Genomic DNA, 25,636 nt, shown 5'->3' on the forward strand with positions numbered 1-25,636 from the left:
GCCTAGTTCCCCATCCGGTCGCGCCATTGCCGCTCGCCGGCGAGGCAGGTCGCGATATTGCCGGACTGCGCTTTGTGGAATGTCGCGTCGGCCGGGGCCTCGGCGATCTCGCGCAGCAGCTTCGTCTTGGTCGCCTCGACGAACTGGTGCTTCTCGCGGATCGGTATGACGAAGGCGCCGACGCCGGTGATGACGCAGTCGGTGTAGTAGGTGTCGAGATTGTCGATGTCGAAATAGCCGGCCTGTTTCAGCATCACCGGCAGGCCGTTGATGGCGATGCCCTTGGCGCCGGCCTCGTCGCGCGCCACGGTGACCGGGCGCCCGTCATTATTGGCGCCGTCACCGGAGATGTCGATCACGCGCCGCATTGCGCTGACATTCGACTGTTCCAGCAATTGCACGCCGAGATCGATCGCGCCGGAGATCGAGGTGCGCCGGCCGCGCCGCGTCGGCGCCTCGCCCAGCTCCTCGGCGAAAGCCATCGCCGCGGCCGGGCCGTCGATCACCTTCCAGGGCCGGACGATGTACTGGAAACTGCCGCCGGCCCATTCGAAATAGGTCACGGCGATCTTGCCGATCGCGCCCTTGTTGATGGCATCGTGCAGCTGCTTCGAGCGGAAGGCTTCGATATATCCGTTGCGCTGCAGGGCGAGCTCGTCGAGATCCATGGAATAGGAGACGTCGACCGCGAGCACGAGCGCGACATCGACCTCCTCGGGCGGAGCCGCCGTCTGGGCTCTGGGCAGGGCGGGCTGCCAGAGCGCCGCCACTGCCAGACATGAGAGACCGTACAGCCAACGCCGCATCGCCACCTCCGTCGCCGATTTGCGGAGGGAAGTGTGCGCCCGGCCGGGACGCGCGCCAAGCCGGAAAATCCGGCTAAGGGCGCCTGTTTCGATAGCAAATTCGCGAGCGGAGAGCTCAGGCCGCGCGACGGCCCTCGACGATGCCGATCGCGGCAGCAGCCGCCTCCTCGACGGTGAGTGCCGAAGTGTCGAGCACGACCGCATCCTCCGCCGCCTTGAGGGGGGCGTCGCTACGGCCCGAATCGCGGGCATCGCGCCGGCGGATATCGGCGAGGATGCCGTCGAAGGTCACAGTCTCGCCGCGCCCGACCAGCTCCTTGTGGCGCCGCGCGGCGCGCACTTCCGGCGTCGCGGTGACGAAGAGCTTGGCCGGCGCCTCCGGGCAGATCACCGTGCCGATATCGCGCCCGTCGAGCACGGCTCCGCCGGATTGCGCGGCGAAGCGCCGCTGCCGGGTCAGCAGCCCGGCGCGCACGGCCGGCATCGCGGCGACCACGGAAGCCGCCTCGCCGATCTCGCGGCCGCGCAGCCGCTCCTCCGGGAAGGCGGTCTCGTCGAAGCTGCCGACGATAGCCTCGGCGGCTACGGCGTCATGAATGTCGTGGCCGGCATCGAGCATGGCGCGCGCCACCATCCGGTAGAGAAGGCCGGTATCGAGATAGGGCAGGCCGTAATGCGCGGCGAGCCGGCGCGCGAGCGTGCCCTTGCCGGAGGCGGCAGGGCCGTCCACGGCGATGACGAGCCGGCCGGACCGGGCCGGGCTCATCCGATCTGGCCTCCGAGCCCGTTCATCAGCGAAACGAAGCTCGGGAAGCTCGTCGCGATCATCAGGCCGTCATCGACCACGACAGGATTCTGAGTAGCCAGCCCCATGACGAGGAAGCTCATCGCGATGCGGTGATCCAGATGGGTCGCGATCGGCCCGCCGCCACGAACGGCTGCGCCGCCCGAACCCTCGACGATCAGGTCGTCGCCCTCGATCCGGCAGGTCACGCCGGCGGCCTTCAGCCCGGCCTCGACCGCCGCGAGACGGTCGGATTCCTTGACGCGGAGCTCCTGCAGGCCGCGCATTCGCGTCGTGCCTGTGGCGAAGGAGGCGGCCACCGCCAGCACCGGATATTCGTCGATCATCGCCGGCGCCCGCTCCGGCGGCACCGTCACGCCCTTGAGGCTGGAGGCGCGCACGCGCAGGTCGCAGACCGTCTCGCCGCCCTCGTTGGCCTCGCGCTCGACGGTGATGTCGGCGCCCATCTCGCGCAGAGTGGTCAGCAGCCCCGAGCGCAGCGGATTGGTCATCACGCTCTCGATCAGGATGTCCGAGCCCGGCACGATCAGCCCGGCAACCAGCGGGAAGGCGGCCGAGGATGGGTCGGCCGGCACGACGATCGGCGCTGCCTTTAATTCCGGCTGACCCTTGAGCACGATGCGGCGGCCATGCTCGCCTTCCGGCGTCACCGTGATCTCGGCGCCGAAATGCGCCAGCATCTTCTCGGTATGGTCGCGGGTCGCTTCCGCCTCGATCACGGTCGTCTCGCCGGGGGCGGCGAGCGCCGCCAGCAGCACGGCCGATTTGATCTGCGCCGAGGCGACCGGCGGGCTGTAGGTGATCGGAATCGCCTCCTTCGGCCCGCGCAGGGTCAGCGGCACGCGTCCGCCCTCCTGCTGCGAGACGACGACGGTGCCCATCTGCTCGAGCGGGTCGAGGATGCGCCGCATCGGCCGCTTGCGCAGCGAGGCGTCGCCGTCGAAGGTCGTGGTGATCGGATGCGAGCCGCAGACGCCCATCATCAGGCGGGAGCCGGTGCCGGCATTGCCGAAATCGAGAACCTCGGCCGGTTCGCGCAAGCCGCCGACGCCGACGCCCTGCACGCGCCAGGCGCCTGGCCCGTCATGGTGAACGATGGCGCCGAGCGCACGCGCCGCGGCGGCGGTGCGCATCACGTCCTCGCCTTCGAGCAGGCCGGTGACCTTGGTCTCGCCGATCGCCAGCAGGCCGAAGATCATGGCCCGGTGCGAGATCGACTTGTCGCCGGGCACACGGACGCGGCCCTTGAGCGGGCCCCCGGCGCGGGCGGTGACGGGGACGGGTTCATGGTCGTGGGACACGGTGGGCGGTCTCTGCGGGCTGGCCGAAAGGAATGCAGGAAGGGCCGTAGCATGCCCGCGCGCGATGCGCCAAGGCGAGCGCGTAGCGGCGCGCCGAATCGACGCTCCCGGCCCCCCGCAGGGCGGCCTTGCGCAAATCAACATTTGACAGCGCGGCCTACCCCGACTAACGGACGCGCCTGCTTTTCAAAACATGATAGTTGAAGGTCCGACGCAGTGGCGAAACCGGAACTCGGAACGAAGCGCGTTTGCCCGGTCACGGGCCGCAAATTCTATGACCTGAACAAGGACCCGATCGTCTCGCCCTATACGGGTCAGGCTTATCCGCGGGCGATGTTCGAGCCGCAGGCCAAGGCGGCCGCGGCGTCCAAGCCGGAAGCCGACGAGGAAGACGAGACCGAGGCCGCCGATGGCGCCGTCGAGCTCGTCTCGCTCGACGAGGCCGATGCCGAGGCGTCCGAGAAGGAAGCCGTCGTCACCAGCGAGGACGATATCGAGGTCGAGGATGTCGGCGGCGATGACGAGGACGACACCTTCCTCGAAGAGGATGAGGAAGGCGACGACGACGTCTCGGACCTGATCGATGGCGACATCGAAGGCGACGAGGACAACTGATCCACAGCCTCGAAAAAAGATGACGACACGGCGACATTAAGCGCTTGTGTCTTCCGTCCGAGCCGCCTATAGAGCGCTTCGTCGCCGACAGGGCGGCCCGGACGGAACCGCCGAGGCGGTGCCAAATTCCGGTTGATGATCGATCCCCAAGTCGGTCGTCGCGTGTGGGGCCATAGCTCAGTTGGGAGAGCGCTTGAATGGCATTCAAGAGGTCGGCGGTTCGATTCCGCCTGGCTCCACCAAATTTCCCCGAGAGCACTGAACAGGCTGGTGTCTCGGATCACGCTTCGGCGCTGTCCTGATATTCCGAACGTTTTCGGTCGATCTGGAACCTGACGGGATGGCCGTTTCCTGAACCTCCCGGGATTTCGGACAGTCTTCCTCAAGATGGCGGAAACCGGCGGGAATTCTTCGCTTTTGCGTCATCCCCCCTGACGCTTCCGTCTGGCTCCGCTGGAAGCCGCGAATCACCCGGCAGCTTGCCGCGCAGGCACTCGCGAATCGCGGCGTTAAAGCCGCCCCGTTGCACGCTCCGTAGAAGGAAGCAGGAATGGCCAAGCGTACGAAATCCAAGGCGCTGGATAGCGAGTTCACCATGTTCGACGTCGTCTATGAGGACGGGTCTAGGACCTCGAACCGGCGCGTTCCGACGTCGTTGCTCGGTGGCCTGGATGGCGATGAGCCCGCCCGGACGGCCATCATGGAGCAGGACCAGGTCATCTCGGAGCGGTCGGGCAAGCCGCCCTTGGCGATTGCGACGCTCGTGCGCTCGTCCAAGTCGGCCGCCGAACCGGATCAGCGCAAGGACGACCGCAAGAAGCGCTCGGCGTAAGGCCGGCATCGACGGGGCTTGTCTTTCCTGAAGCGATGAGCGAGCACGCGGCGATGCCGCGCCGCTTGCGGGCGCGCTCTGGAGAGAGGCTGGCCTGATGTCGGACCTGCAGACCATCCTGCGCGAGCCGCGCTACGACCTCGTCAAGGCGCCGACACCGCTCCAGCGTCTTTCCGGCTTCGAGCGCAAGCTCGGCCGCCCCGACCTCTTCATGAAGCGCGACGACCTGATGGAGATCGGGCTCGGCGGCAACAAGCTGCGCAGCCTCGAATTCTGGCTGGGCGCCGCCCTTCGGGAGCGGGCCGATATCGTCCTCGTCGCGGGCGGGGCGACGTCCAATCTCTGCCGCCTCACGGCGGCCGCGGCCTCGATAGCGAGGCTGGATTGCGTGATCATCCACAATGCCGAGGACAGCCCGACGAATCGCGAGCGCTCCTTCCTGAACCGCCTGTTCGGCGCGGAAACGCGTTTCATCGGTGCGGTCGGCGAGGAGGAGCGCGGGGCGGCGATGAAGGCTGCTGCCGCGGAGCTGAAACGGCAGGGGCGGACGCCTTATATTGTCGGCGACGCCGTTCTCGGTGCGCTCGGCTATGTCCTGGCCGCTTTCGAACTGCACGAGCAGTCACAGCGCGAAGCGACACCGCTGCGCCATGTCTTCCTGGCGGGCTCGATGGGGCCGACGGAAGCCGGCTTCATCTTCGGCAATGCCATGCTCGGTCACCCCTTCCAGGTCCATCTCGTCAGCGTCGAATACGAGCAGGCCGAGCTGGAGGCCCGCATCCGCCAAATCTACGATGGCATTGCCGAGCGGACGGGTTTGACGGTCGGCGGGCTCGACGAGGCGCCGCTGCATTATCACATGGCCCATCTCGGCGGCGGCTGGGGTGTTCCTACGCCCGAATCGGAGGCGGCGATCATTGCCTTCGCCCGCATCGAAGGCATCCTAGTTGAGCATGTCTACACGGCGAAGACCTGCGCCGGATTCCTCGATCTGGTCGCGAATGGCGCGATTCCGTCGGGCGAGCCGGCCTGCATCCTCCATACCGGCGGGACGGCCTCGCTCTTCGCGCAGCGCGGGCAGTTTCGCACGGTGAACTGAGAGCGCCGGTTCCGGCTGCGGTCAGAAGCGCGAGCGCGGCCGGTAGGGCTGTGCCAGGTCGCGGGCGTTGTTGAGGGCAAGCGCCAGCTCGGTGATATGCAGCGCGAGCGCCCCGGAGAAGCGCGGCGCCTCGCCGCGCCGGATCGCCTCGGCCTGATCAGCCACGCCGCGCATGAAGTCGATCTGTGAGGGAAAGCCGGGCAGAGCCTTGCTCATCGGCTGGGCTGGATAGGCCAGCTTGCGTCCCGGCGTCGGCTTCCACGGCAGCGCCCGCCCGAGCTTCGCCTCAGCTCGTGTCAAGAGCCGCCCGAGCAAAGGCCGTGGCGCATCGATTTCCTCGACATGGACCGCAGAGCGGTTGTCCCAGAGATCGCGCACCGTCAGCGAGCCCGTTTCGGCGAAGACCTGCAGCGAACGGTCACGCGGCGCGGCGAGGCCGTTGGTCAATCGCGCGACGACGCCGGAGTGGAAGGTCAGGCAACCCACCGAGAAATCCGGCGCCATCGTGATGTGCTGGGTGCCCGGCCCCTTGTCGGGGAAGGTCACGGCCGAGAAGGCGGTCAGACTCTCGACCGGTCCGAACAGCGTCACCAGCCAGGACAGCGCGTAGCCCGCATGCTCCAGCGTGCAGCCGATCTCGAACTCGTGCAGTCCGGGCCAGGGCGCGCCCGAGCGCGAGCGCCAGCTCGCCCATTTGTCGCGGAAGACCGGGCCGTCCTCCATCGCGACATAGATCAATCGCGGCGCACCGATGCGGCCCGAGCGCAAGACCTCCTCGACGAGGCGATGGGTGTCGCTGAGCCCGTTGGCGGGAGCGGTCGCCAGCGTCAGCCCTGCGGCCTGCGCTTGCGCGACCAGCGCCTCGGCCTGCGCCAGTTCCATCGCTAGCGGCTTCTCGCAATAGACATGCTTGCCGGCGGCGAGCGCGCGGCTGGTGATCTCGTAGTGGCTCTCGGGTGTCGTCAGGTTGACGACGATCTGCATGGCCGGATCGGCCAGCAGGGCATCGAGATCGGGATAGGCGGGGACATTGTGGAAGGCGCGGAAGGCTTCGAGCCGCGCCCCATCGCGATCCCAGACGCCCGCGAGAGCGAGCGTCGGATGGTTCGCCAGCGTCGTCATGTAGTAGTCGGCGACAAACCCTGTGCCGACGAGCGCGATCTTCATGCTTGAACCCGTTCCATCGACTCACAAGCCGATGGAACGGCCTCTATCAGGCAAGAGTGAAGATCGGCTTTCGCGGAAATACGGCTTACGCCGCCCCGATCGCGTTGGACGGCGTCTGCCGGTCGGTGATCTGCTGGCCGAACAGGCTGCCGGCGAGCTCGACCGCGAGGCGGGCGGTCTGGCCGCGATCGTCGAGGAACGGGTTGAGCTCGACGATGTCCATCGAGCGCACCAGCCCGGAATCGTGCAGAAGCTCCATCACCAGATGCGCCTCGCGATAAGTCGCGCCGCCCGGCACGGTGGTGCCGACGCCCGGCGCCAGCGGCGGGTCGAGGAAATCGACGTCGAAGGAGACGTGCAGCACGCCGTTCGCCGCGCGCACCTTCTCGATCACCTGGCGGATCAGCACGCCGACGCCATGCTCGTCGATGGCGCGCATGTCGGCGATATCGACGCCGCGCGCCTTCACCGCCGCCTTCTCGAGCGGGTCGATCGAGCGGATGCCGAACAGGCTGAGCTGCTCATGCGCGATTGAGGCGCGCGGCTCCGAGCCGAGCAGGTCGTCGAGCCCGGCCTCGCCGCACAGGAAGGCCGAGGACATGCCGTGCATGTTTCCGGAGGGCGAGATCGCCGGCATGTTGAAATCGGCATGGGCGTCGAGCCAGAGCACGAAGAGCTTGCGGCCTTGCTCCTGCCAGTGGCGGGCGACGCCGTTGACCGAACCCATCGACAGGCTGTGGTCGCCGCCGAGGAAGATCGGCGTGTCGCCGGAGCGGGCGATCTCGTAGGCACGGGCGCTGAGCGCGCGCATCCAGGCGGCGATCTCGTTGTAGAAGCGGGCATTGGCCGGGGCCGGGCCGTCGACCGGGATGAGGTCGCGCGGCAGGATGTCGCCATGGTCGCTGACCGTGTAGCCGAGGTCTTCCAGCACGCGGGCGAGGCCGGCGGTGCGCAGGCCAGCCGGACCCATCAGCGCGCCACGTCGCGAGGCGCCGACCTCGATGGGCGCGCCGAGCAGGGCGATGCGGCCCTGGGAAGCGGGGGCGGTGGCGGAGGAGGCGGTCATTCCAGTGGTCCGTTCATGCGATGTCGATGGGCGTCATGCGCCGACGCGCCGTCCATGGCGCATCGGCATGCCCCTGTCGAGTGCCGTGGTCAGCGGCGCTTGAGCAGGATCATCTTCTCCTGCGTCATGTCGCGCATCGTGTAGGGGATGCCGCCGGTGCCGTATCCGGAGGCGCGCCGCCCGGCGAAGGGCATCCAGTCGGTGCGGAAGGTCGTGGGATCGTTGACCATCACGGCGGAGGCATCGAGCCGGTTCGCGGCGCGCAAGGCTATGTCGATATCCTGCGCGAAGATGCTGGCCTGGAAGGCGACGGGCAGCGAGTTTGCCCGCGCGATGGCGTCGTCGAGCTTGCTGTAGCGGTAGATCGCGACGACAGGGCCGAACACCTCCTCGCTGGAGATGCGCGCTTCCGGATCGGGGTCGATCAGCACGGTCGGCTCCAGCGTCGTCTCAGACAGGCGCTTGCCGCCGGTGGCGAGCCTGGCGCCGCCCTTCACCGCCTCGTCGATCCAGGAGGCGACGCGGTCGGCCTCCTTCGGAATGATCAGCGGGCCGACCTCGGTGTCGGCCTGCGTCGGGTCGCCGGTGCGCAGCTTCTTGACGCGGGCGACCAGCCGCTCGGTGAAGTCGTTGATAACAGCGTCATGGACATAGATGCGCTGCGTCGACACGCAGACCTGGCCCGCGTGATAGTAGCCGCCCTTCACGATCGGCTCGATGATCCCGTCCAGATCGGCGCTCTTGTCGACGATTGCCGGTGCTGCGCCGCCATGCTCCAGCGCCGAGCGGGCGCCATGGGCGAGCTTTGAATGCAGGTACCAGCCGACCTTGGCCGAGCCGATGAAGCTCAGGAAGGCGATGCGCGGATCGGTGGCGAATTTCTCCGCCAGCGCGGTCTCCAAGGGCACGAATGTCTGGCACCAGGCCTCCGGCAGCCCGGCTTCGTGCACCAGCTTGACGAAATCGATGCAGGAGAGCGGCGTCGTGCCGGCCGGCTTGACGATGACCGGGCAGCCCACCGCGATCGCCGGCGCGACCTGATGCACGATCAGGTTGAGCGGGTGGTTGAAGGCCGAGATCGCCGCGACGATGCCGATCGGCTCCTTGGTGGTGAAGGCCCAGCGATCGGCGGCAGCCGCCGAGAGCCCCATCGGGATCTCGCGCCCGGCGAAGTTCCTGAGCTCCTCGGCTGCGTTATAGACGCCATCGACGGCCCGGTTCGCCTCGACGATGGCGTCCGGCAGCGGCTTGCCGCCCTCGCGCGCGATCTGCATGGCGAAATGGTCGCGTCTGGCTTCGAGGAGGCCTGCGAGCTTGCGCAGGATCGCGATGCGCTGATGCGGCTTCAGCCAGTTGTCGCGATCCTTGAAGACGGCCTGCGCCGCCTGCAGCTTGCGTTCGAGCGCGGCTTCGTCGTCGGTCTCGATCTCCGTGATCGGGGCGCGGTCATAGGCCTGCACAACCCTGAGCATGGTCGTCTCCTTGAATTCGCTGGCGATACCGAGGATCAGGCGAGGTCGACGTCCGGCACCTTGTTGCGCAGCTCCTCGACGAGGACGCGGGTGTTCTCGGAATAGTCGATCGGGCAATCGACGAGATGGACGCCACCCCCCTTGAAGGCGGCCTCCAGCGTCGGCACCAGCGCCTCGGCCGAGGTCACGCGCGAGCCCTTGGCGCCATAGGCCTTCGCATAGGCGACGAAATCCGGATTGCCGAAGGTCATGCCGTAATCGGGGAACTGGTCGACGGCCTGCTTCCAGCGAATCATGCCATAGGCGCCGTCATTGAGGACGAGCACGACGAGGTTGAGTCCGAGCCGGACCGCCGTTTCCATCTCCTGCGAGTTCATCATGAAGCCGCCATCGCCGCAGACGGCCATGACCCGCCGCTCGGGATGCAGCATCGCCGCCATCATCGCCGAGGGCAGGCCGGCGCCCATCGTCGCCAGCGCGTTGTCGAGCAAGAGCGTGTTGGCGACATGGGTGCGGTAGTTCCGCGCGAACCAGATCTTGTACATGCCGTTGTCGAGGCAGACGATGCCGTCCTCCGGCATCACCGCGCGCACGTCATGGACGAGCCGCTGCGGCGTCACCGGGAAGCGATCCTCCTCGGCGCGGGCATTGATCTTCGCCAGGATCTTCTGGCGCAATTCAAGCGTCTGCTTCTGCTCGTGCAGCTTGCCTTCCAGCCGGTCGGCGAGCCCGGTCATGGTAACGCCGATATCGCCGATCACCTCGGCATCGGGGTGGTAGACCTGCTCGACATTGGCCGACTGGAAGCCGAGATGGATCACCTTCGGCCCGCCGGCATTGCGCATCAGGAAGGGCGGCTTCTCGATCGTATCGTGGCCGACCGCGATGATCAGATCGGCCGCCGCGACGGCCTCATGGACATAGTCGCCCTCGGAGAGCGCGGCCGTGCCGAGATAGAGGTTCGAGCCACCGGTGACGGCGCCCTTGCCCATCTGCGTGTTGAAGAAGGGCAGGCCGATGCGGCGCACCGCGGCCGAGAGCGGCTCGACCAGCCGCGGCCGGTTGCCGGCGGCGCCGATCATCACCAGTGGGCGCTTGGCGGCGAGGATCATCGCGGCGGCGCGGTCGAGCGAGACGGCTGGCGCGATCGGCCGGTCGAGCGGATGGACCGGGATCAGCGGGACGTCCTCGACCTCCTCCGCCGCGATATCCTCGGGCAGTTCGAGATGGACGGGACCCGGCCGCTCCTCCATCGCCACGCGGAAGGCGTCACGGACGACCGAAGAGATGCTGGCGGGGCTGACGATCTGGCGCGTCATCTTGGTCAGCGGGCGCATCGAGGCGACGACGTCGACGATCTGGAAGCGCGCCTGCTTGGCGGTCATGATCGCCTTCTGCCCGGTGAGCAGGATCATCGGCATCGCCCCGAGATGGGCATAGGCCGCGCCGGTCGAGAAATTGAGCGCGCCCGGCCCGAGCGTCGCGATGCAGACGCCGGGGCGGCCGGTGAGGCGCCCATGCGTCGCGGCCATGAAGGCGGCGGCCTGCTCGTGGCGGGTCAGGACCAGCTCGATCTTCGACTTGCGCAGGGATTCGACGACGTCAAGATTTTCCTCGCCGGGCACGCCGAAGACGCGATCGACGCCCTCGTTCTCAAGCGCCTCGACCAGAAGATCGGAACCCTTCTTCATCGCCCGTGCCTTTCCCGGAGAGAGCCTCGTCGGACGGCAAGGCTAGGCTCTCGACGTAGGAACGCAACCGGGGGCGTGTCAGGGCGCGCGGCGCATGGCAGTCCTGCCCGGCCGCGACTTGAAGCGAAGGAGCCGAGGCCGGCTCAGGCGGCCTGTTTCAGCGCGATCTCGAAGGGCGAGAACGTCACCGCGCCGCCCTGCACCGTGACCAGGGTGTTGCAGGGCAGGGCCTGCCAGCATTCGCGGGCGGCATCGACCGGCTCGGACGCGACCACGACGCTGTCCGGCCGTTCGCAGACATAGAGGCTCGGTGGCTTCGTGTCCGAGGACCAGCGGATCGCGTGGATGCTGTCGCCATCGGCGAGCGCCGCCGCGCAGCGCAAGGGCTCGCGAATGCCGGCCTGCTGCATCAGCGAGAGTGCATCCGACAAGGCTGCGGCGAGTGCGTCGCCCGGTGCCATGCCTTCCGCCATATGAGATAGGGCGAGCAGGAACAGCGCTTCCGAGTCGGTCGTGCCGGCGCGGGCGCCGTAGAGCGAATCCGGGATCAGCGCCTCCAGCCGGCGGCGGATCGTGCCATAGCCGCCGATCTGGCCGTTATGCATGAAGAGATAGCGGCCATGGACGAAGGGGTGGCAGTTCGCCCGCGTCGTGGCGGTGCCGGTCGCGGCGCGAACATGGGCGAAGAACAGATGCGAGCGCACTTGCCGCGCGATCGAGAGCAGGTTCTCGTCGGACCAGGCGGGCCTGACCTCGCGATACTGGCCGGGCTCGGGCCGCTCGCCATACCAGCCGACGCCGAAGCCGTCGCCATTGGTGCCGGTCTTGGCCTCCTCGGCATGGAGCGACTGGTGGATCAGCGAATGGCAGGGCGAGGCGACGAAGTCCTCAAGGAAGACGGGAACGCCGGAATAGGCGAGGAAGCGGCACATCGGCGCCTCGAATCGACGGTTGGAAGCGGGCCGGAGAATGATGTTCTCCGAAGATGAACGCGAACATAACGTTTCTTCGCCCCGCGGGCGAGGACGATCCCGGCGCGCAATCTGCTGCCGCGAAAACAGGCAGCCGCGCACTCCGCCTTTCGTCCAATGGATAAGACCCGCACCGTCTTGCGTGCCGCGCATCCCTCCTATACCGATCCAGCGCATAAGCTGCGCATAAACACGAACCGGCTCGACATGCCCGGTCCATGGCGCCTCTCGACGGGAGCGGGAATGTGAAGGGTCTCCTTGGCATCAGCCGGGTCATCGACGCGGTCAACGGCCAGATCGGCAAGAAAGTCGCCTGGCTGATCCTCGTCGCGGTGCTCGTGGCGGCGATCAACGCCATCGTCCGCAAGGTCTTCAACGTCTCGTCGAATTCCTGGCTCGAGCTGCAATGGATGCTGTTCGGCGCGGTCTTCCTGATGTGCGCCTCCTGGACGATGCAGGTGAAGGAACACATCCGCATCGACATCGTGAACAGCATGCTGCCGAAGCGCGTCCGCCAGTGGATCGAATTGCTCGGCCACGTGCTCTTCCTGATGCCGTTTTGCCTGCTGATCGTCTACCATTCCTGGCCGTTCTTCATGCGCTCCTATGCGATCAACGAGCAGTCGCTCTCGGCCGGCGGCCTGCCGCAATGGCCGGCCAAGGGGCTCGTCGTCATCGGCTTCGTGATGCTGACCTTCCAGGGCGTCTCTGAGATCATCAAGACGATCGCGATCATGCGCGGCGATCTCGAGGACGATGAGGCGGCGCTCGGCCATGCTGCGGCGGCTGAAGCCGAAGCCCAGCGCCTGCTCGACCAAGCCAAGGAACAGGGCCTCGCCTCGTGAGCGGCCCGCAAGAAGTCCGGAACCGTCCCATGCACGCTCATCGCCTTCCGCGCGTCGCCGGCCTGCTGCTCGCGCTGACTCTCCTCGCCTTCTTCGGCCTCCATACCGGCGACGCCTTCGCGGCGGGCGGCGGTATCGGCGATTTCCTGCGCGTCAACATGGCGCCGGTGATGTTCGCGGCCCTCGTCGTCTTCCTGCTTCTCGGCTATCCCGTCGCCTTCGCGCTCGCCGCCAACGGCCTGCTCTTCGCGCTGATCGGCATCGAACTCGGCCTGTTTCAGGAGAACTTCCTGCAGGCCCTGCCCGAGCGCATCTACGGCACCATGAACAACGACGTGCTGCTGGCCGTGCCGTTCTTCACCTTCATGGGCCTCATCCTCGAGCGCTCCGGCATGGCGGAGGACCTGCTCGACACCATCGGCCAGCTCTTCGGGCCGGTTCGTGGCGGCCTCGCCTATGCGGTGGTCTTCGTCGGCGCGCTGCTCGCCGCGACCACCGGCGTCGTCGCGGCCTCCGTCATCTCGATGGGCCTGATCTCGCTGCCGATCATGCTGCGCTACGGCTATGACCGGCGGCTTGCATCCGGCGTCATCGCGGCGTCGGGCACGCTCGCCCAGATCATCCCGCCCTCGCTCGTCCTGATCGTGCTCGCCGACCAGCTCGGCCGTTCCGTCGGCGACATGTACGAGGGCGCCTTCATCCCGGGCCTCGTGCTCTCGGCGATGTATGCCGGCTACGTCTTCCTCATCACGATGGTCTATCCCAATCGCGCGCCCGGCCTGCCGCCGGAAGCGCAGACCCTGCGCGATGCCGACGGCAAGACGCGGCGCTTCTCGCTGCTCGTCGTCACGGTGATCTCGCTGACGCTGGCCTATGGCTACATGAAGCTCTTCACGACGGTGAAGGCCGGCGCCGATTTCGTCGTGCTGACCATGTCGCTGATGGTGGCGGTCGCCTTCGTCATCGCGCTGCTCAACAAGCTCCTGAAGCTCAATCTGCTCTCGCGCATGACCGAGCAGGTGATCTTCGTGATGGTGCCGCCGCTGGCGCTGATCTTCCTGGTGCTCGGCACGATCTTCATCGGCGTCGCGACGCCGACGGAAGGCGGAGCGATGGGCGCGACCGGCGCGATCCTTCTCGCAATCAGCAAGAGGCGGCTGAGTTTCGAGCTTCTGCGGCAGGCGGTCGAGTCGACGGCCAAGCTCTCGGCCTTCGTGCTCTTCATCCTGGTCGGCGCGCGGGTGTTCTCGCTGACCTTCTACGGCGTCAACGGCCATCTCTGGGTCGAGCACCTGCTGGTCGGCCTGCCGGGCGGCGCGACGGGCTTCCTGATCGTCGTCAACGTGATGGTGTTCCTGCTTGCCTTCTTCCTCGACTTCTTCGAGCTGGCCTTCATCGTCGTGCCGCTGCTTGGCCCGGCCGCGGAGAAGCTCGGCATCGACCTGATCTGGTTCGGCGTCATCCTCGGCGTGAACATGCAGACCTCGTTCATGCATCCGCCCTTCGGCTTCGCGCTGTTCTTCCTGCGCTCGGTCGCGCCGAAGAACCCCTACAAGGATCGCGTCACCGGCCGGATGATGGAGCCGGTCACCACGGGCCAGATCTACTGGGGCGCCGTGCCCTTCGTGGTGATCCAGTGCATCATGGTCGCGCTCGTCGTGCTCTTCCCGCAGATGGTGATGCACTACAAGGCGTCGGCCGTGCAGCTCGACCAGAAGGCGATCGACAAGCAGTTCGACTCGATCCAGATCCCGGGGCTCGGCGGCACAGGCCTGCCGGGCGGGTTCGACCTCAACGCGCCGCCGGTCATCGGCACGCCGCCCAAGCCGTAAGGCAGGCTGCGTCGTGACGGGGGCGGCCGGCAGGCTGATCGCGGTGGCATCGTTCGCGCTCGTGGCGATGCCGGGCCCCGCCTGGGCGGCGGGCGATATCGGCGGGGCCGGCATGGGCGCCGGCTGGGCTCTGCCCTTCGCCGGCATGCTGCTCTCGATCGCGCTCGGCCCGGTGCTGTTCCCGCATCTCTGGGAGCACCATTACGGCAAGTTCGCCGCCTTCTGGGCCGCGCTGACGCTGGTGCCGCTCGTCCTGCTGCGCGGCGTCGATCCGGCGCTCGGCGCGCTGCTGCATACCGCACTGCTCGACTATATCCCCTTCATCATCCTGCTCTTCGCGCTCTTCACCATCGCGGGCGGCATCCTGATCTCGGGCAACCTGCACGGCACGCCGCTGACCAACACGGTCCTGCTGGCGATCGGCACGGTGCTGGCGAGCTTCGTCGGCACGACCGGCGCCTCGATCATCATGATCCGGCCGGTGCTGCGCGCGAATGACGACCGACGCTTCAACGTCCATGTCGTCGTCTTCTTCATCTTCCTGGTCTCGAATATCGGGGGATCGCTGACCCCGCTCGGCGACCCGCCGCTCTTCCTCGGCTTCCTGCGCGGCGTCGATTTTTTCTGGACCACCACGCATCTGCTGCCCGAGACGATATTCGCCGTCGTCGTGCTGCTCGCCCTGTTCTATGCGCTCGACAGCTGGTTCTTCCGCAAGGAAGAGGGCTTTCCCAGGCTCAAGGACCCGACGCCGGACCGCGCCATCAAGCTCTGGGGCAAGGTCAATATCCTGCTTCTGGCCGGCGTCATCGCCGCGATCCTGATGTCGGCGAACTGGAAGCCGGGCGTCGCCTTCACCGTCCACGGCGTTCCCGTCGAGGGCCAGAACCTGCTGCGCGACCTCGTCCTGCTTGTGCTTGCAGGCCTGTCGCTGAAGCTCACACCCGGCCCGGTGCGCGCCGGCAACGAATTCTCCTGGGGCCCGATCAAGGAGGTTGCCAAGCTCTTCGCCGGCATCTTCATCTGTATCATCCCGGTGCTGGCAATGCTGCAGGCCGGCAAGGCGGGCGCCTTCGCGCCGCTGGTCGCGCTGGTCAGCAATGCCGATGGCAGCGCCAACACGGTGGCCTATTTCTGGCTCACCGGCCTGCTCTCATCCTTCCTCGACAATGCCCCGACCTATCTCGTCTTCTTCGAGCTGGCGGGCGGCGATCCGAAGGTCTTGATGACGACCGGCGCGCTGACGCTGACGGCGATCTCGGCGGGCGCGGTCTTCATGGGCGCCAACAGCTATATCGGCAATGCGCCGAACTTCATGGTCTACGCCATCGCCAAGGACCGGAAGGTCAAGATGCCGAGCTTCTTCGGCTACATGCTCTGGTCGGGCGCGATCCTGATCCCGCTCTTCGTGGTGCAGACGCTGCTGTTCTTCCGCTAGAGCGAGGTGTCATCCCGTGCGCGCTGCGGCGCGAAGTGCCGCTACGCAGACACGGGCCGCGTGCAGAAAAGGCGCCTCTTCCGTCAGACGATCCCGCATCTGCGCAGCAGCATTCGCATGCTGCAGCGCGTGCGGGATGACACTCACGGCCGGCCGGTCGGCACGCCCTCGCGAATCTGCGCCGAGAACTGCGGATCGTCGAGCGAGAGCGTGCGCGCGTGGTCACCGATGCGTGCGGCCCGGACCAGCTCCTCCAGCGGGATATCCTGCCGGATCGCGCCGATCTGCTGGAGATAGCCCGGCAGATAGCCCGAGAGCAGCACGCGCGGATCGAGCGGCAACGCGAATTTCCAGCCCGGCGCGACGCTGGCGACGAGGTGGTAGACCACCGTGGTGCAATTGGTCGTCAGCGTGTTGTACCAGCGTGGCTTCGCGGCGAGGTCGTTGATGTCGACCATATAAGCGAGCAGCAGGTCGCGCGCCTGGGCGGCCGAGGCACTGAGCCGGAAGAGTCGGGCATCCTCGCGCCGCGCATGGGTGCGCAAGCCGACGATGTCGCGCTCGTCGGCGGCGACATAGGCCATCTCGTAGCTGCGGAAGAAGCCGGCCAGCGCCGACCAGTCCTCGCCTTTCTCGCGCCGGACCTCGATCGAGAAGGTCAGCGGCACCGAATCCGCGAAGGTGAAGCTGACGAGCAGATGCGCGATCGCCTCGCCCGACCAATAGGTCAGGAAGACATCGGCGCCGGTGACGGACGCGAGATTGTAGCGCCGCGTTTCCCAGCGCTGGTCGAAATCCTCTTCCGTGCGCCAGCGGAAATCGCGCAGATTGGAGACGGTGATCGCATCGCCTTGGCGCGCGATGCTCGGCAGCTTCGCCAGCTCCGGGATCCAGTTCCGGTCATGCGAGGGCTGGAAGCTGCTCCACCAACCGAGCAGGCCGATAAAAACGGTTGTGAAGCCCAGTGACAGACGCGCATCGCTTGTCCAGATGCCGACGAGCCCGGCCAGGGCCGCGATACCGAAGCCGACAGCGGCGATGGTGGCGGTCGCGCCCGACAGGCGGAACAGCAGGAAGCCAGCGCCCCAGAGCGCGGCACCGAGAATGACGAGGGTGAGGAGAAGCTTCAGCACGATAAAAAAGAGACGGCCCATGGCCGCCTCTCGTAGCACAGACCGGAAGGCTTGGCCTCAGGCCGCGAGCGAGTTCGTCGGGGCGGCTGCCTTCACAGCGTCGTCGACATGGTCCTCGAACTTGGCGAAGTTCTTAGCGAACATGCCGACGAGGTTCTTCGCGGTCTCGGCGAAGGCGGCCTTATCGGCCCAGGTCTTCACGGGGTAGAGGATATGCGGCTCGACGCCGGGCACCGAGCTCGGCACCGCGAAGCCGAAATAGGGGTCGCGGCGGAAATCGGCGCGGTTGAGCGAGCCATCGAGCGCCGAGGTGAGCAGGCGGCGGGTGACGCGGATCGGCATGCGCCGGCCGGTGCCATATTTGCCGCCGGTCCAGCCGGTGTTCACCAGCCAGCAATCGACATGGTGCTTGGCGATGAAGTCGCGCAGCAGATTGGCGTACTCAGACGGGTGCCGCGGCAGGAAGGGCGAACCGAAGCAGGTCGAGAACTCGGGCTCGACGCCGGTGAGGCCGCGCTCCGTGCCGGCGACCTTGGCTGTGTAGCCGGAGAGGAAGTGATACATCGCCTCGGCCGGGGTCAGCTTGGCGATCGGCGGCATCACGCCGAAGGCGTCGGCGGTCAGCATCACGATGTTCTTCGGGATGCCGGCGCGGCCGGTGCGTGAGGCGTTCGGGATGAAGTCGAGCGGGTAGGCCGAGCGGGTGTTCTCGGTCTTGGTCTGGTCGTCGAAATCGACCTCGCGGGTGATCGGGTCCATGACGATGTTCTCGAGCACGGTGCCGAAGCGCAGCGAGGCCGCGTGGATCATCGGCTCGGCCTCGGCCGAGAGGCGGATCGTCTTGGCGTAGCAGCCACCCTCGAAGTTGAAGATGCCGTCCTTGGACCAGCCATGCTCGTCATCGCCGATCAGCGTGCGCTCGGGATCGGCCGAGAGCGTGGTCTTGCCGGTGCCGGAGAGACCGAAGAAGATCGCGGAATCGTCCTTGGAGCCGACATTGGCCGAGCAGTGCATCGGCACCACGCCCTTGGTCGGCAGGACATAGTTCAGATAGGTGAAGACCGATTTCTTCATCTCGCCGGCATAGGCGGAGCCGCCGATCAGCACGATCTTGCGGGTGAAGTCGATGGCGACGACGGTCTCGCTGCGGCAGCCATGGCGCTTCGGATCGGCCTTGAAGCTCGGCAGATCGACGATCGTCATCTCCGGCACATAGGCGTTGATCTCGTCGCGCGGCGGGCGGATTAGCAGGTTGCGGATGAACAGCGAGTGCCAGGCCATCTCGGTGAAGACGCGGGCCTTGACGCGATGGACGGGGTCGGCGCCGCCATAGAGGTCCTGCGCGAACAGCTCCTTGCCCTCGGCATGGGCCAGGAAATCGGCCAGAAGCGTCTCGAAATGCTCAGGCGACATCGCCTGGTTGTTCTCCCACCAGACGGTGTTCTCGGTCAGCGCGTCGCGCACCGTGAACTTGTCCTTGGGCGAGCGGCCGGTATGGGTGCCGGTATCGGCGCAGAGCGCGCCGCCGCGGGCGAGCTGGGACTCGCCCCGGTCGAGCGACTGCTCGTAGAGCTGCGGCGCTTCCAGGTTCCAGTGCACGGCCTTCAGCTTGCGGAAGCCGAAGCCCTCGGCGCCTTGGGCGGCATTGAACTGACCGATATTGTCCACTGAATTCCTCCGGAGGCCGGCCATGCTGTCGGCGGCCCGTTGTCTTCACGAATGCGCATGGGCCGGTGGCAGGGCCCGGGCGTCGAAGGCGAGGCCTAAAGGGCTGAAGGGTCCGATGGCCCCGCAGCCTCTGGAGGCCACGAAGGTCTTTAAGGCGATGCGGCCCTTCGCTCAAGTCATTGAAAAGGCCCGATGACCTTACGTAGGTCTCTAAATCGATTGAATTTTCGGCTGTGGTAAATGGCCGCGCACGCTCGTCGCGGCCCATCCCAGCGGGTGTTTCTCGATGTCACGCAGCCTTGGCGCGCGCCTTCGTGGCGAGCTCGGCCAGCACCCGTCGCAACCCACCGGGGCCATCCACCGAAGCCGGGAAGGGCAAGCGCAGCGCGGCGCTGCCGAGCGCCATGTCGAGTCCGTCCGGATCGAGCCCGATGGCACGCCAGTCCCCGGGCTTCGCGCCGAGCAATTGCGTGGCATAGAGGCCGATCGCGTCGGCATGATCCTCGTTCATATGCGCGACGGCGCCGGCTTCCACCTCCGCGAGAGCGGTGGCATGGGTGGGGTCGCTCATCAGGTCGGCCGGTGTCGGCGCGAAAGCACGGGCGAAACCGCCATTGAGGCTGGCGCCTTCGATATCGAGGGCGAAGAAGGAGAAATCCGGGAAATCGGCATAGAGCGCCGATTTCGGCTGGCGCGCGAGATAGCGCCGGCGGATGCGGGCGCCCTCATCGCTCTCGCGGTCGATCTTGCGGGCGCGAACCTTGAGCGTGATCCGGGCATGTGCGAGCGGGTCGCCCTTGCCGCCGGGCGAGATCAGCAGCGAAGCGCGCGGATCACCGGCAATGTTGGCTGTATGTGCGGCGAGCCCCGAGATCAGGATGACCGGCGTGCCGTCGATGTCGGTGGCGAGTCCGACGAGGCTCGCGGAGGGGTGGCCGTCGGGACTGAGGGTGGCGAGCGCGGCGGAGCGGGCCTCCCGCAGCAGGCCCTTGGCCTCCGCGCGGACCGCCTCGTCCATCGGCTGGATCACGTCTTTGGCGGCCTTGGTCATGGAACCTCACTCCGATTTCCGGCTTGTGATACGGGGTCATAGGCAAATCGCCACGCCCCGGCTAGATTGCCGCCATGCTTTGGCCCCTCTCGCGCGGGAGGGGAACCCTGTATTGCAACGAGAACAAGAGACGAAAGCCTTATGCCAACGATTGCGCTGGTCGACGACGACCGCAACATCCTGACATCGGTTTCGATCGCCCTCGAGGCCGAGGGCTATCGCATCATGACCTATACGGACGGCGCCTCGGCCCTCGACGGGCTGAAGCAGAACCCGCCCGACCTCGCGATCTTCGACATCAAGATGCCGCGCATGGACGGCATGGAGCTGCTGCGCCGCCTACGCCAGAAATCCGATCTGCCGGTCATCTTCCTGACTTCGAAGGACGAGGAGATCGACGAGCTCTTCGGCCTGAAGATGGGCGCCGACGATTTCATCCGGAAGCCGTTCTCGCAGCGCCTGCTGGTCGAGCGCGTCAAGGCGATCCTGCGCCGCGCCGGTGCCAAGGATGCAACCGCCGCCCCCCGCACCGAGGACGCCAAGGCACTGGAGCGCGGCCTGCTGCGCATGGACCCGGAGCGCCATACCTGCACCTGGAAGGGCGAGCCGGTGACGCTCACCGTCACCGAATTCCTGATCCTGCAGTCGCTGGCGCAGCGCCCGGGCGTGGTGAAGAGCCGCAACGCCCTGATGGACGCGGCCTATGACGACGAGGTCTATGTCGACGACCGCACCATCGACAGCCACATCAAGCGCCTGCGCAAGAAGTTCAATCAGGTCGATGCCGATTTCGACATGATCGAGACGCTCTACGGCGTGGGCTATCGCTTCAAGGAAGTCTGAGGCCAAGAAATCCGATACGAGGAAGATGGCGGCGCAGCGGATTCGGCGCCGTCATCATCCCCAGCGCGAAGCAAGCCGCAGCCATGGCAACCGTCGATAACGAGGCCAGAGCGTCAGCGCCGCCAGCCGGCTGGCGCGCCGTTCTGCGTCGCCGTATCGGCATCGGCTGGCGGCGCATGGCGCGCGCGATCTCGCTAAGGGCTGCATCGAGCCTGACGCGGCGCATCCTCGTCCTCAATCTCGGCGGGCTCGTCGCGCTGCTGATTGGCTTTCTCTACCTCAACCAGTTCCGCGAGGGGTTGATCGAGGCCCGCGTCCAGAGCCTTCTGACCCAGGGCGAGATCATCGCCGGTGCGATCGCCTCCTCGGCCACGGTCGAGATCGATACGATCGCCATCGATCCCGACAAGCTGCTGCAGCTCCAGGCCGGCGAGAGCGCCGGCATCGCCGAGGATCCGCTCGATTTCTCGATCAATCCCGAGAAGGTCGCGCCGCTGCTGCGCCGGCTGGTGACCCCGACCAAGACCCGCGCGCGGGTCTACGACAAGGACGGCATGCTCACCATCGACTCGCGCAGCCTCTATTCGCGCGGCGACGTCTTGCGCCTCGACCTGCCGCGCGTCGGCGAGCCGGACGAGCCGCCGCTGCTCGAGCGCACCTGGAACATGCTGCGCAACCGGCTCGGCAAGGCGGATGTCCCGACCTATGACGATTTCGAGAACGCCAACGGCAAGTCCTATCCGGAGGTCGCTCGCGCCCTGAACGGCGCGCCGGCCAGCGTGGTGCGCGTCAACACGCGCGGCCAGACCATCGTCTCGGTCGCCGTGCCCGTGCAGCGCTTCCGTACCGTGAAGGGCGCGCTGCTGCTCTCCACGCAGGGCGGCGACATCGATGCGGTGATCGCCTCCGAGCGCTTTGCGATCTTCCAGGTCTTCGCGGTCGCGGCCGGCGTGATGATCGTGCTCTCGATCCTGCTCGCCGGCACCATCGCCGAGCCGATCCGCAAGCTCTCGGAAGCAGCCCAGCGCGTGCGGCGCGGCGTCAAGTCGCGCGAGCAGATCCCGGATTTCAGCAGCCGGCATGACGAGATCGGCCATTTGTCCGGCACGCTGCGTGACATGACCAAGGCGCTCTACAGCCGCATCGAGGCGATCGAGAGCTTCGCGGCCGATGTCGCCCATGAGCTCAAGAACCCGCTGACCTCGCTGCGCAGCGCCGTCGAGACGCTGCCACGCGCCAAGACGGACGATGCCCGTGGCCGGTTGATGGCCGTGATCCAGCATGATGTCCGCCGGCTCGACCGTCTGATCTCGGATATCTCCGACGCCTCGCGCCTCGATGCCGAACTCGCCCGCAACGATTCCGCCCCGGTCGACGTGGCGCAGGTGCTCGGCGCGGTCGTGACGATCCAGAACGAGACGCGGCGCGAGGGCCAGCCGAAGATCGAACTGAGCAGCGACCGGCGCAGCCAGCGCCTCGGCGACGACGCCTTCCTCGTGCTCGGCCACGATTCTCGCATCGGCCAGGTCCTGGTCAACCTGATCGACAATGCCCGCTCCTTCTCGCCGGCCGACAAGCCGGTGAGGGTCATGCTCTCGCGCGTCGCCAACGACGTGCTCGTCACCGTCGAGGACGACGGTCCGGGCATCGAGCCGCATGCGCTGGAGCGCATCTTCGAGCGCTTCTACACCGACCGTCCCAACGAGGGCTTCGGCCAGAATTCGGGCCTCGGCCTGTCGATCTCGCGCCAGATCGTCGAGGCGCATCGCGGCTCGATCCGGGCGGAGAACCGCTTGGGACCGATCGGCCCGGACGGCGAGCCGCAGCGCCTCGGCGCCCGCTTCATCGTCTGCCTGCCGGCGGCCTATGCCCATGCGGCCTGACGCCGGGATGGTTGCGATGCCCGCGCACCAACGAACCCGCGTCCACGCCACCGTCGTCGCGGTCGGCGAGGCCGGCATCCTGATCCGCGGCGCCTCCGGCAGCGGCAAGTCGACGCTCGCGCTCGCGCTGATTACGCTCGCCGCGCAGGCGGGCCGTTTTGCCCGGCTCGTCGCCGACGATCGGGTGGAGTTGGCGGCGACGGGCGGGCGGTTGGTGGCGCGTCCCGTCGCTCCGCTGGAGGGAATCATCGAGCGGCGCGGGCTCGGCCTCACGCCCGAGCCGCATACGGGCGCGGTCGTGATCCGGCTCATCGTCGATCTCGGGGCCGACGAGCCGGCGCGCATGCCCGAGCCGGAGGACCTCGTCGACAGCCTCGCCGGCATCGATCTCCCGCGCCTGCGCATGACGGGCAGCGCCGGGAACGAGAGGCTTGCGTTGAACGCCTTGGACTTATTCACAGAGGCCGAACGCTAACCACGATTTTGACAAGTTTGACGGCTGACGGCTTGCGCATATCTCGCTCCTGCCGCATAAACCGCGACCTTGTCCGGGCGCTGACGGCGCTCTCCGGTGCTGGATTGAATGATCGGACTGGTCCTCGTGACGCATGGGCATTTGGCGACGGAGTTCCGCGCTGCGCTCGAACACGTCGTCGGCCCTCAAAAGAACCTCGCCACCATCGCCATCGCCCCCGATGACGACATGGAGAGCCGTCGCCGCGACATCATCGCGGCCGTCGAGCAGGTCGAAACCGACCGCGGCGTCATCATCCTCACCGACATGTTCGGCGGCACGCCCTCGAACCTCGCGATCTCGGTGATGGAGCCTGGCCGCATCGATGTCGTTGCCGGCGTCAATCTGCCGATGCTGATCAAGCTCGCCAGCGTGCGCGAGGAGAAGACCCTCGACGAAGCCGTCACCAGCGCGCAGGATGCGGGGCGGAAATACATCACGGTCGCCAGCCGCGTGCTGGCGGGCAAGTAACGGCGCCAAGAGGGGCGGCAAGAGGGGCGAATGGACGAAGACTGCGACTGCCCCGAAGTCGAAATTCCCAACGGCGCCCTCTACGGCGAATTCCAGATCGTCAACAAGAAGGGCCTGCACGCCCGCGCCACCGCGAAATTCGTGCAATGCGCCGCCCGCTACGAGGCCGATATCACGGTGAGCCGCTGCGGTGAGACGGTCGGCGCCACCTCGATCATGGGCGTGCTGACGCTCGGCGCCGGCATCGGCTCGACGATCACCATTGTCGCCAAGGGTGCCGAGGCGCAACCGGCGCTGGATGCGTTGGCTGCGCTGATCGCCGACAAGTTCGGCGAGGGGGAATAAGTATATCGCACCCGTCATTCTCGGGCGAAGCGTAGCGCAGACCCGAGAATGACGTTCCGGATTGGCCGCGGATCGCTCTTTTCATCGTCATGAGATGCTCGGCTCAAGCCCGAGCATGACGGCTGTCAGACCTGTACGCGTCAATCATATAAAGACATCTTTATATCTTTGATTGCCATTCGCTCCGCGCGCTGCTAGAGAGCGCGCCATCATTCAGGCTGAGCGATTGGAGCCACCCGTGTCGGATTACATCGTCAAGGACATCTCGCTTGCGGATTACGGCCGCAAGGAAATCAACATGGCCCAGGACGAGATGCCGGGCCTGATGGCGATCCGCGCCGAGCACAAGGGCAAGTTCCCGCTCAAGGGCGCCCGCATCGCCGGCTGCCTGCACATGACCATTCAGACCGCCGTGCTGATCGAGACCCTGAAGGAACTCGGCGCCGACGTGCGCTGGTCCTCCTGCAACATCTTCTCGACCCAGGACCATGCCGCTGCCGCGATCGCCGCGTCCGGCACCCCCGTCTTCGCCATCAAGGGCGAGACGCTGGAGGAGTACTGGGAGTACGTGCTGAAGACCGCGACCTGGGGCGACGGCGGCACGCCGAACATGATCCTCGACGATGGCGGCGACCTGACCATGCTGATCATCCTCGGCGCCGAGGCCGAGGCCGGCAAGGCCGAGTTCCTCGATAAGCCGGGCAATGAGGAAGAGACGATCTTCTTCAAGCTGATCAAGCGCGAGCTCAAGGCCAATCCGGGCTGGTTCACCAAGACCCGCGCCGCGATCAAGGGCGTCTCCGAGGAGACCACCACGGGCGTGCACCGCCTGTACGAGCTGGCCAAGGCCGGCCGCATGCCCTTCCCGGCGATCAACGTCAACGACTCGGTCACCAAGTCGAAATTCGACAACCTCTATGGCTGCCGCGAGTCGCTCGTCGACGCCATCCGCCGCGGCACCGACGTCATGATGTCGGGCAAGGTCGCGGCCGTCGCCGGCTATGGCGACGTCGGCAAGGGTTCGGCCGCCTCGCTGCGCCAGGCCGGCTGCCGCGTGCTCGTGACCGAGATCGATCCGATCTGCGCCCTGCAGGCGGCGATGGAGGGCTATGAGGTCGTCACCATGGAGGACGCCGCTCCGCGCGCCGACATCTTCGTGACCGCCACGGGTAACCTCGACGTGATCACCGTCGAGCACATGCGTGCGATGAAGCACCGTGCCATCGTCTGCAATATCGGCCATTTCGACTCGGAGATTCAGGTTGCCGGCCTGAAGAATTTCAAGTGGGACAACGTCAAGCCGCAGGTCGACGAGATCGAGTTCCCCGACGGCAAGCGCATCATCCTGCTCTCGGAAGGCCGCCTGGTGAACCTCGGCAACGCCACGGGCCATCCGTCCTTCGTGATGTCCTGCTCGTTCTCGAACCAGACGCTGGCCCAGGTTGAACTCTGGAACCACCACGCCAAGTACGAGAACAAGGTCTACACCCTCCCGAAGCATCTCGACGAGAAGGTCGCGGCGCTGCATCTGGCCAAGGTCGGTGCCAAGCTGACCGTGCTCAACGATGCGCAGGCCAAGTATCTCGGCCTGCCGGTGACCGGCCCGTTCAAGCCCGAACTCTATCGCTACTGACACGCGCTCAGGCGCTGACCATCGCAAGGCCCGGCATCCGCCGGGCCTTTTTTCATGGCTGTGCCTTCCGGGAATCACCTCGGAGGACACTACAAATTGTGCCGGTTGCTCCCGTGGTATCTAGGGCTTGATGTTCTCAGGCCGACGATGCGCCC

23 protein-coding genes and 1 tRNA gene are annotated in these 25,636 nt (G+C 66.7%); 13 read left to right on the top strand and 11 right to left on the bottom strand.

Annotated features, from left to right (window positions below; translation table 11 throughout):
- Positions 1-2 precede the first annotated feature (2 nt).
- The 3 genes from NUV79_RS17340 to aroA all read right to left on the bottom strand — a co-directional run bounded on the left by NUV79_RS17340 (position 3) and on the right by aroA (position 2,912).
- On the bottom strand, positions 3-806 hold the full coding sequence (locus NUV79_RS17340; protein WP_257734353.1) for a DUF1194 domain-containing protein: 804 nt from the start codon (positions 804-806) through the stop codon (positions 3-5).
- A 115-nt stretch (positions 807-921) separates the two neighbouring features.
- Positions 922-1,572: a (d)CMP kinase gene (cmk, locus tag NUV79_RS17345; protein ID WP_257734354.1), complete on the bottom strand. Its 651-nt coding sequence runs from the start codon at positions 1,570-1,572 to the stop codon at positions 922-924.
- Positions 1,569-2,912 (bottom strand): 3-phosphoshikimate 1-carboxyvinyltransferase, encoded by a 1,344-nt coding sequence (gene aroA, locus NUV79_RS17350; protein ID WP_257734355.1) that lies wholly within the window; start codon positions 2,910-2,912, stop codon positions 1,569-1,571. Before aroA ends, cmk begins: the two co-directional genes overlap by 4 nt.
- Positions 2,913-3,128: 216 nt before the next feature.
- Between aroA and NUV79_RS17355 the strand changes: the two genes are divergently transcribed.
- The 4 genes from NUV79_RS17355 to NUV79_RS17370 all read left to right on the top strand — a co-directional run bounded on the left by NUV79_RS17355 (position 3,129) and on the right by NUV79_RS17370 (position 5,458).
- Complete coding sequence (locus NUV79_RS17355) at positions 3,129-3,527, top strand: TIGR02300 family protein (RefSeq protein WP_257734356.1); 399 nt, start codon at positions 3,129-3,131, stop codon at positions 3,525-3,527.
- 166 nt (positions 3,528-3,693) lie between these two features.
- Positions 3,694-3,769 (top strand) — tRNA-Ala (locus NUV79_RS17360).
- A 308-nt stretch (positions 3,770-4,077) separates the two neighbouring features.
- Positions 4,078-4,359 carry a hypothetical protein gene (locus NUV79_RS17365; protein ID WP_257734357.1) on the top strand — a complete coding sequence of 94 codons (282 nt, stop codon included), beginning with the start codon at positions 4,078-4,080 and terminating at the stop codon, positions 4,357-4,359.
- Positions 4,360-4,456: 97 nt separating this feature from the next.
- Positions 4,457-5,458, top strand: coding sequence for a pyridoxal-phosphate dependent enzyme (locus NUV79_RS17370; RefSeq protein ID WP_257734359.1), 1,002 nt, complete (start codon positions 4,457-4,459; stop codon positions 5,456-5,458).
- Between the two features lie 21 nt (positions 5,459-5,479).
- On the opposite strand, the gene NUV79_RS17375 is transcribed toward NUV79_RS17370, so the two are convergent.
- From NUV79_RS17375 to NUV79_RS17395, 5 genes are all read right to left on the bottom strand, one after another.
- On the bottom strand, positions 5,480-6,625 hold the full coding sequence (locus NUV79_RS17375) for a Gfo/Idh/MocA family protein (RefSeq protein WP_257734360.1): 1,146 nt from the start codon (positions 6,623-6,625) through the stop codon (positions 5,480-5,482).
- An 85-nt stretch (positions 6,626-6,710) separates the two neighbouring features.
- Positions 6,711-7,691 carry an arginase gene (gene rocF, locus NUV79_RS17380; protein WP_257734361.1) on the bottom strand — a complete coding sequence of 327 codons (981 nt, stop codon included), beginning with the start codon at positions 7,689-7,691 and terminating at the stop codon, positions 6,711-6,713.
- 89 nt (positions 7,692-7,780) lie between these two features.
- Positions 7,781-9,163, bottom strand: a complete 1,383-nt coding sequence (locus NUV79_RS17385; RefSeq protein WP_257734362.1) for an aldehyde dehydrogenase family protein — start codon at positions 9,161-9,163, stop codon at positions 7,781-7,783.
- A gap of 35 nt (positions 9,164-9,198) precedes the next feature.
- Positions 9,199-10,854, bottom strand: coding sequence for an acetolactate synthase large subunit (locus NUV79_RS17390; protein WP_257734363.1), 1,656 nt, complete (start codon positions 10,852-10,854; stop codon positions 9,199-9,201).
- Between the two features lie 143 nt (positions 10,855-10,997).
- On the bottom strand, positions 10,998-11,786 hold the full coding sequence (locus tag NUV79_RS17395) for a class II glutamine amidotransferase (protein WP_257734364.1): 789 nt from the start codon (positions 11,784-11,786) through the stop codon (positions 10,998-11,000).
- A 284-nt stretch (positions 11,787-12,070) separates the two neighbouring features.
- Between NUV79_RS17395 and NUV79_RS17400 the strand changes: the two genes are divergently transcribed.
- The 3 genes from NUV79_RS17400 (at position 12,071) to NUV79_RS17410 (ending at position 15,940) form a co-directional block, all read left to right on the top strand.
- Positions 12,071-12,670, top strand: coding sequence for a TRAP transporter small permease subunit (locus tag NUV79_RS17400; RefSeq protein ID WP_257734365.1), 600 nt, complete (start codon positions 12,071-12,073; stop codon positions 12,668-12,670).
- Between the two features lie 158 nt (positions 12,671-12,828).
- On the top strand, positions 12,829-14,502 hold the full coding sequence (locus NUV79_RS17405) for a TRAP transporter large permease (RefSeq protein WP_374679295.1): 1,674 nt from the start codon (positions 12,829-12,831) through the stop codon (positions 14,500-14,502).
- A 67-nt stretch (positions 14,503-14,569) separates the two neighbouring features.
- Positions 14,570-15,940: a sodium:proton antiporter gene (locus NUV79_RS17410; protein ID WP_257734420.1), complete on the top strand. Its 1,371-nt coding sequence runs from the start codon at positions 14,570-14,572 to the stop codon at positions 15,938-15,940.
- A 143-nt stretch (positions 15,941-16,083) separates the two neighbouring features.
- Here the strand turns inward: NUV79_RS17410 and NUV79_RS17415 are convergent, their stop codons facing one another.
- The 3 genes from NUV79_RS17415 to NUV79_RS17425 all read right to left on the bottom strand — a co-directional run bounded on the left by NUV79_RS17415 (position 16,084) and on the right by NUV79_RS17425 (position 19,792).
- The gene (locus NUV79_RS17415; protein ID WP_257734366.1) at positions 16,084-17,094 is read right to left on the bottom strand and encodes an Lnb N-terminal periplasmic domain-containing protein; all 1,011 of its coding nucleotides are present in this window, start codon (positions 17,092-17,094) and stop codon (positions 16,084-16,086) included.
- 36 nt (positions 17,095-17,130) lie between these two features.
- Positions 17,131-18,741 carry a phosphoenolpyruvate carboxykinase gene (locus NUV79_RS17420; RefSeq protein WP_257734367.1) on the bottom strand — a complete coding sequence of 537 codons (1,611 nt, stop codon included), beginning with the start codon at positions 18,739-18,741 and terminating at the stop codon, positions 17,131-17,133.
- Positions 18,742-19,030: 289 nt separating this feature from the next.
- Positions 19,031-19,792 (bottom strand): HugZ family pyridoxamine 5'-phosphate oxidase, encoded by a 762-nt coding sequence (locus NUV79_RS17425; protein ID WP_257734368.1) that lies wholly within the window; start codon positions 19,790-19,792, stop codon positions 19,031-19,033.
- 141 nt (positions 19,793-19,933) lie between these two features.
- Here NUV79_RS17425 and NUV79_RS17430 point away from each other — a divergent pair, with 141 nt between their 5' ends.
- The 6 genes from NUV79_RS17430 (at position 19,934) to ahcY (ending at position 25,481) form a co-directional block, all read left to right on the top strand.
- Entirely contained in the window at positions 19,934-20,635 is a 702-nt protein-coding gene (locus NUV79_RS17430) for a response regulator transcription factor (RefSeq protein ID WP_257734369.1), read from the top strand.
- Positions 20,636-20,718: 83 nt separating this feature from the next.
- Entirely contained in the window at positions 20,719-22,518 is a 1,800-nt protein-coding gene (locus tag NUV79_RS17435) for a stimulus-sensing domain-containing protein (protein WP_374679288.1), read from the top strand.
- 16 nt (positions 22,519-22,534) lie between these two features.
- Positions 22,535-22,993, top strand: coding sequence for an HPr kinase/phosphorylase (locus tag NUV79_RS17440; RefSeq protein WP_257734370.1), 459 nt, complete (start codon positions 22,535-22,537; stop codon positions 22,991-22,993).
- Between the two features lie 108 nt (positions 22,994-23,101).
- Entirely contained in the window at positions 23,102-23,503 is a 402-nt protein-coding gene (locus tag NUV79_RS17445) for a PTS sugar transporter subunit IIA (protein WP_061971766.1), read from the top strand.
- Positions 23,504-23,533: 30 nt separating this feature from the next.
- Entirely contained in the window at positions 23,534-23,848 is a 315-nt protein-coding gene (locus NUV79_RS17450; protein ID WP_257734371.1) for an HPr family phosphocarrier protein, read from the top strand.
- A gap of 226 nt (positions 23,849-24,074) precedes the next feature.
- Positions 24,075-25,481: an adenosylhomocysteinase gene (gene ahcY, locus NUV79_RS17455; RefSeq protein ID WP_374679289.1), complete on the top strand. Its 1,407-nt coding sequence runs from the start codon at positions 24,075-24,077 to the stop codon at positions 25,479-25,481.
- Positions 25,482-25,636 lie beyond the last annotated feature (155 nt).

Origin of the sequence: Allobosea sp. 47.2.35, from assembly GCF_024655635.1 — a bacterium.
Taxonomy (GTDB): domain Bacteria; phylum Pseudomonadota; class Alphaproteobacteria; order Rhizobiales; family Beijerinckiaceae; genus Allobosea.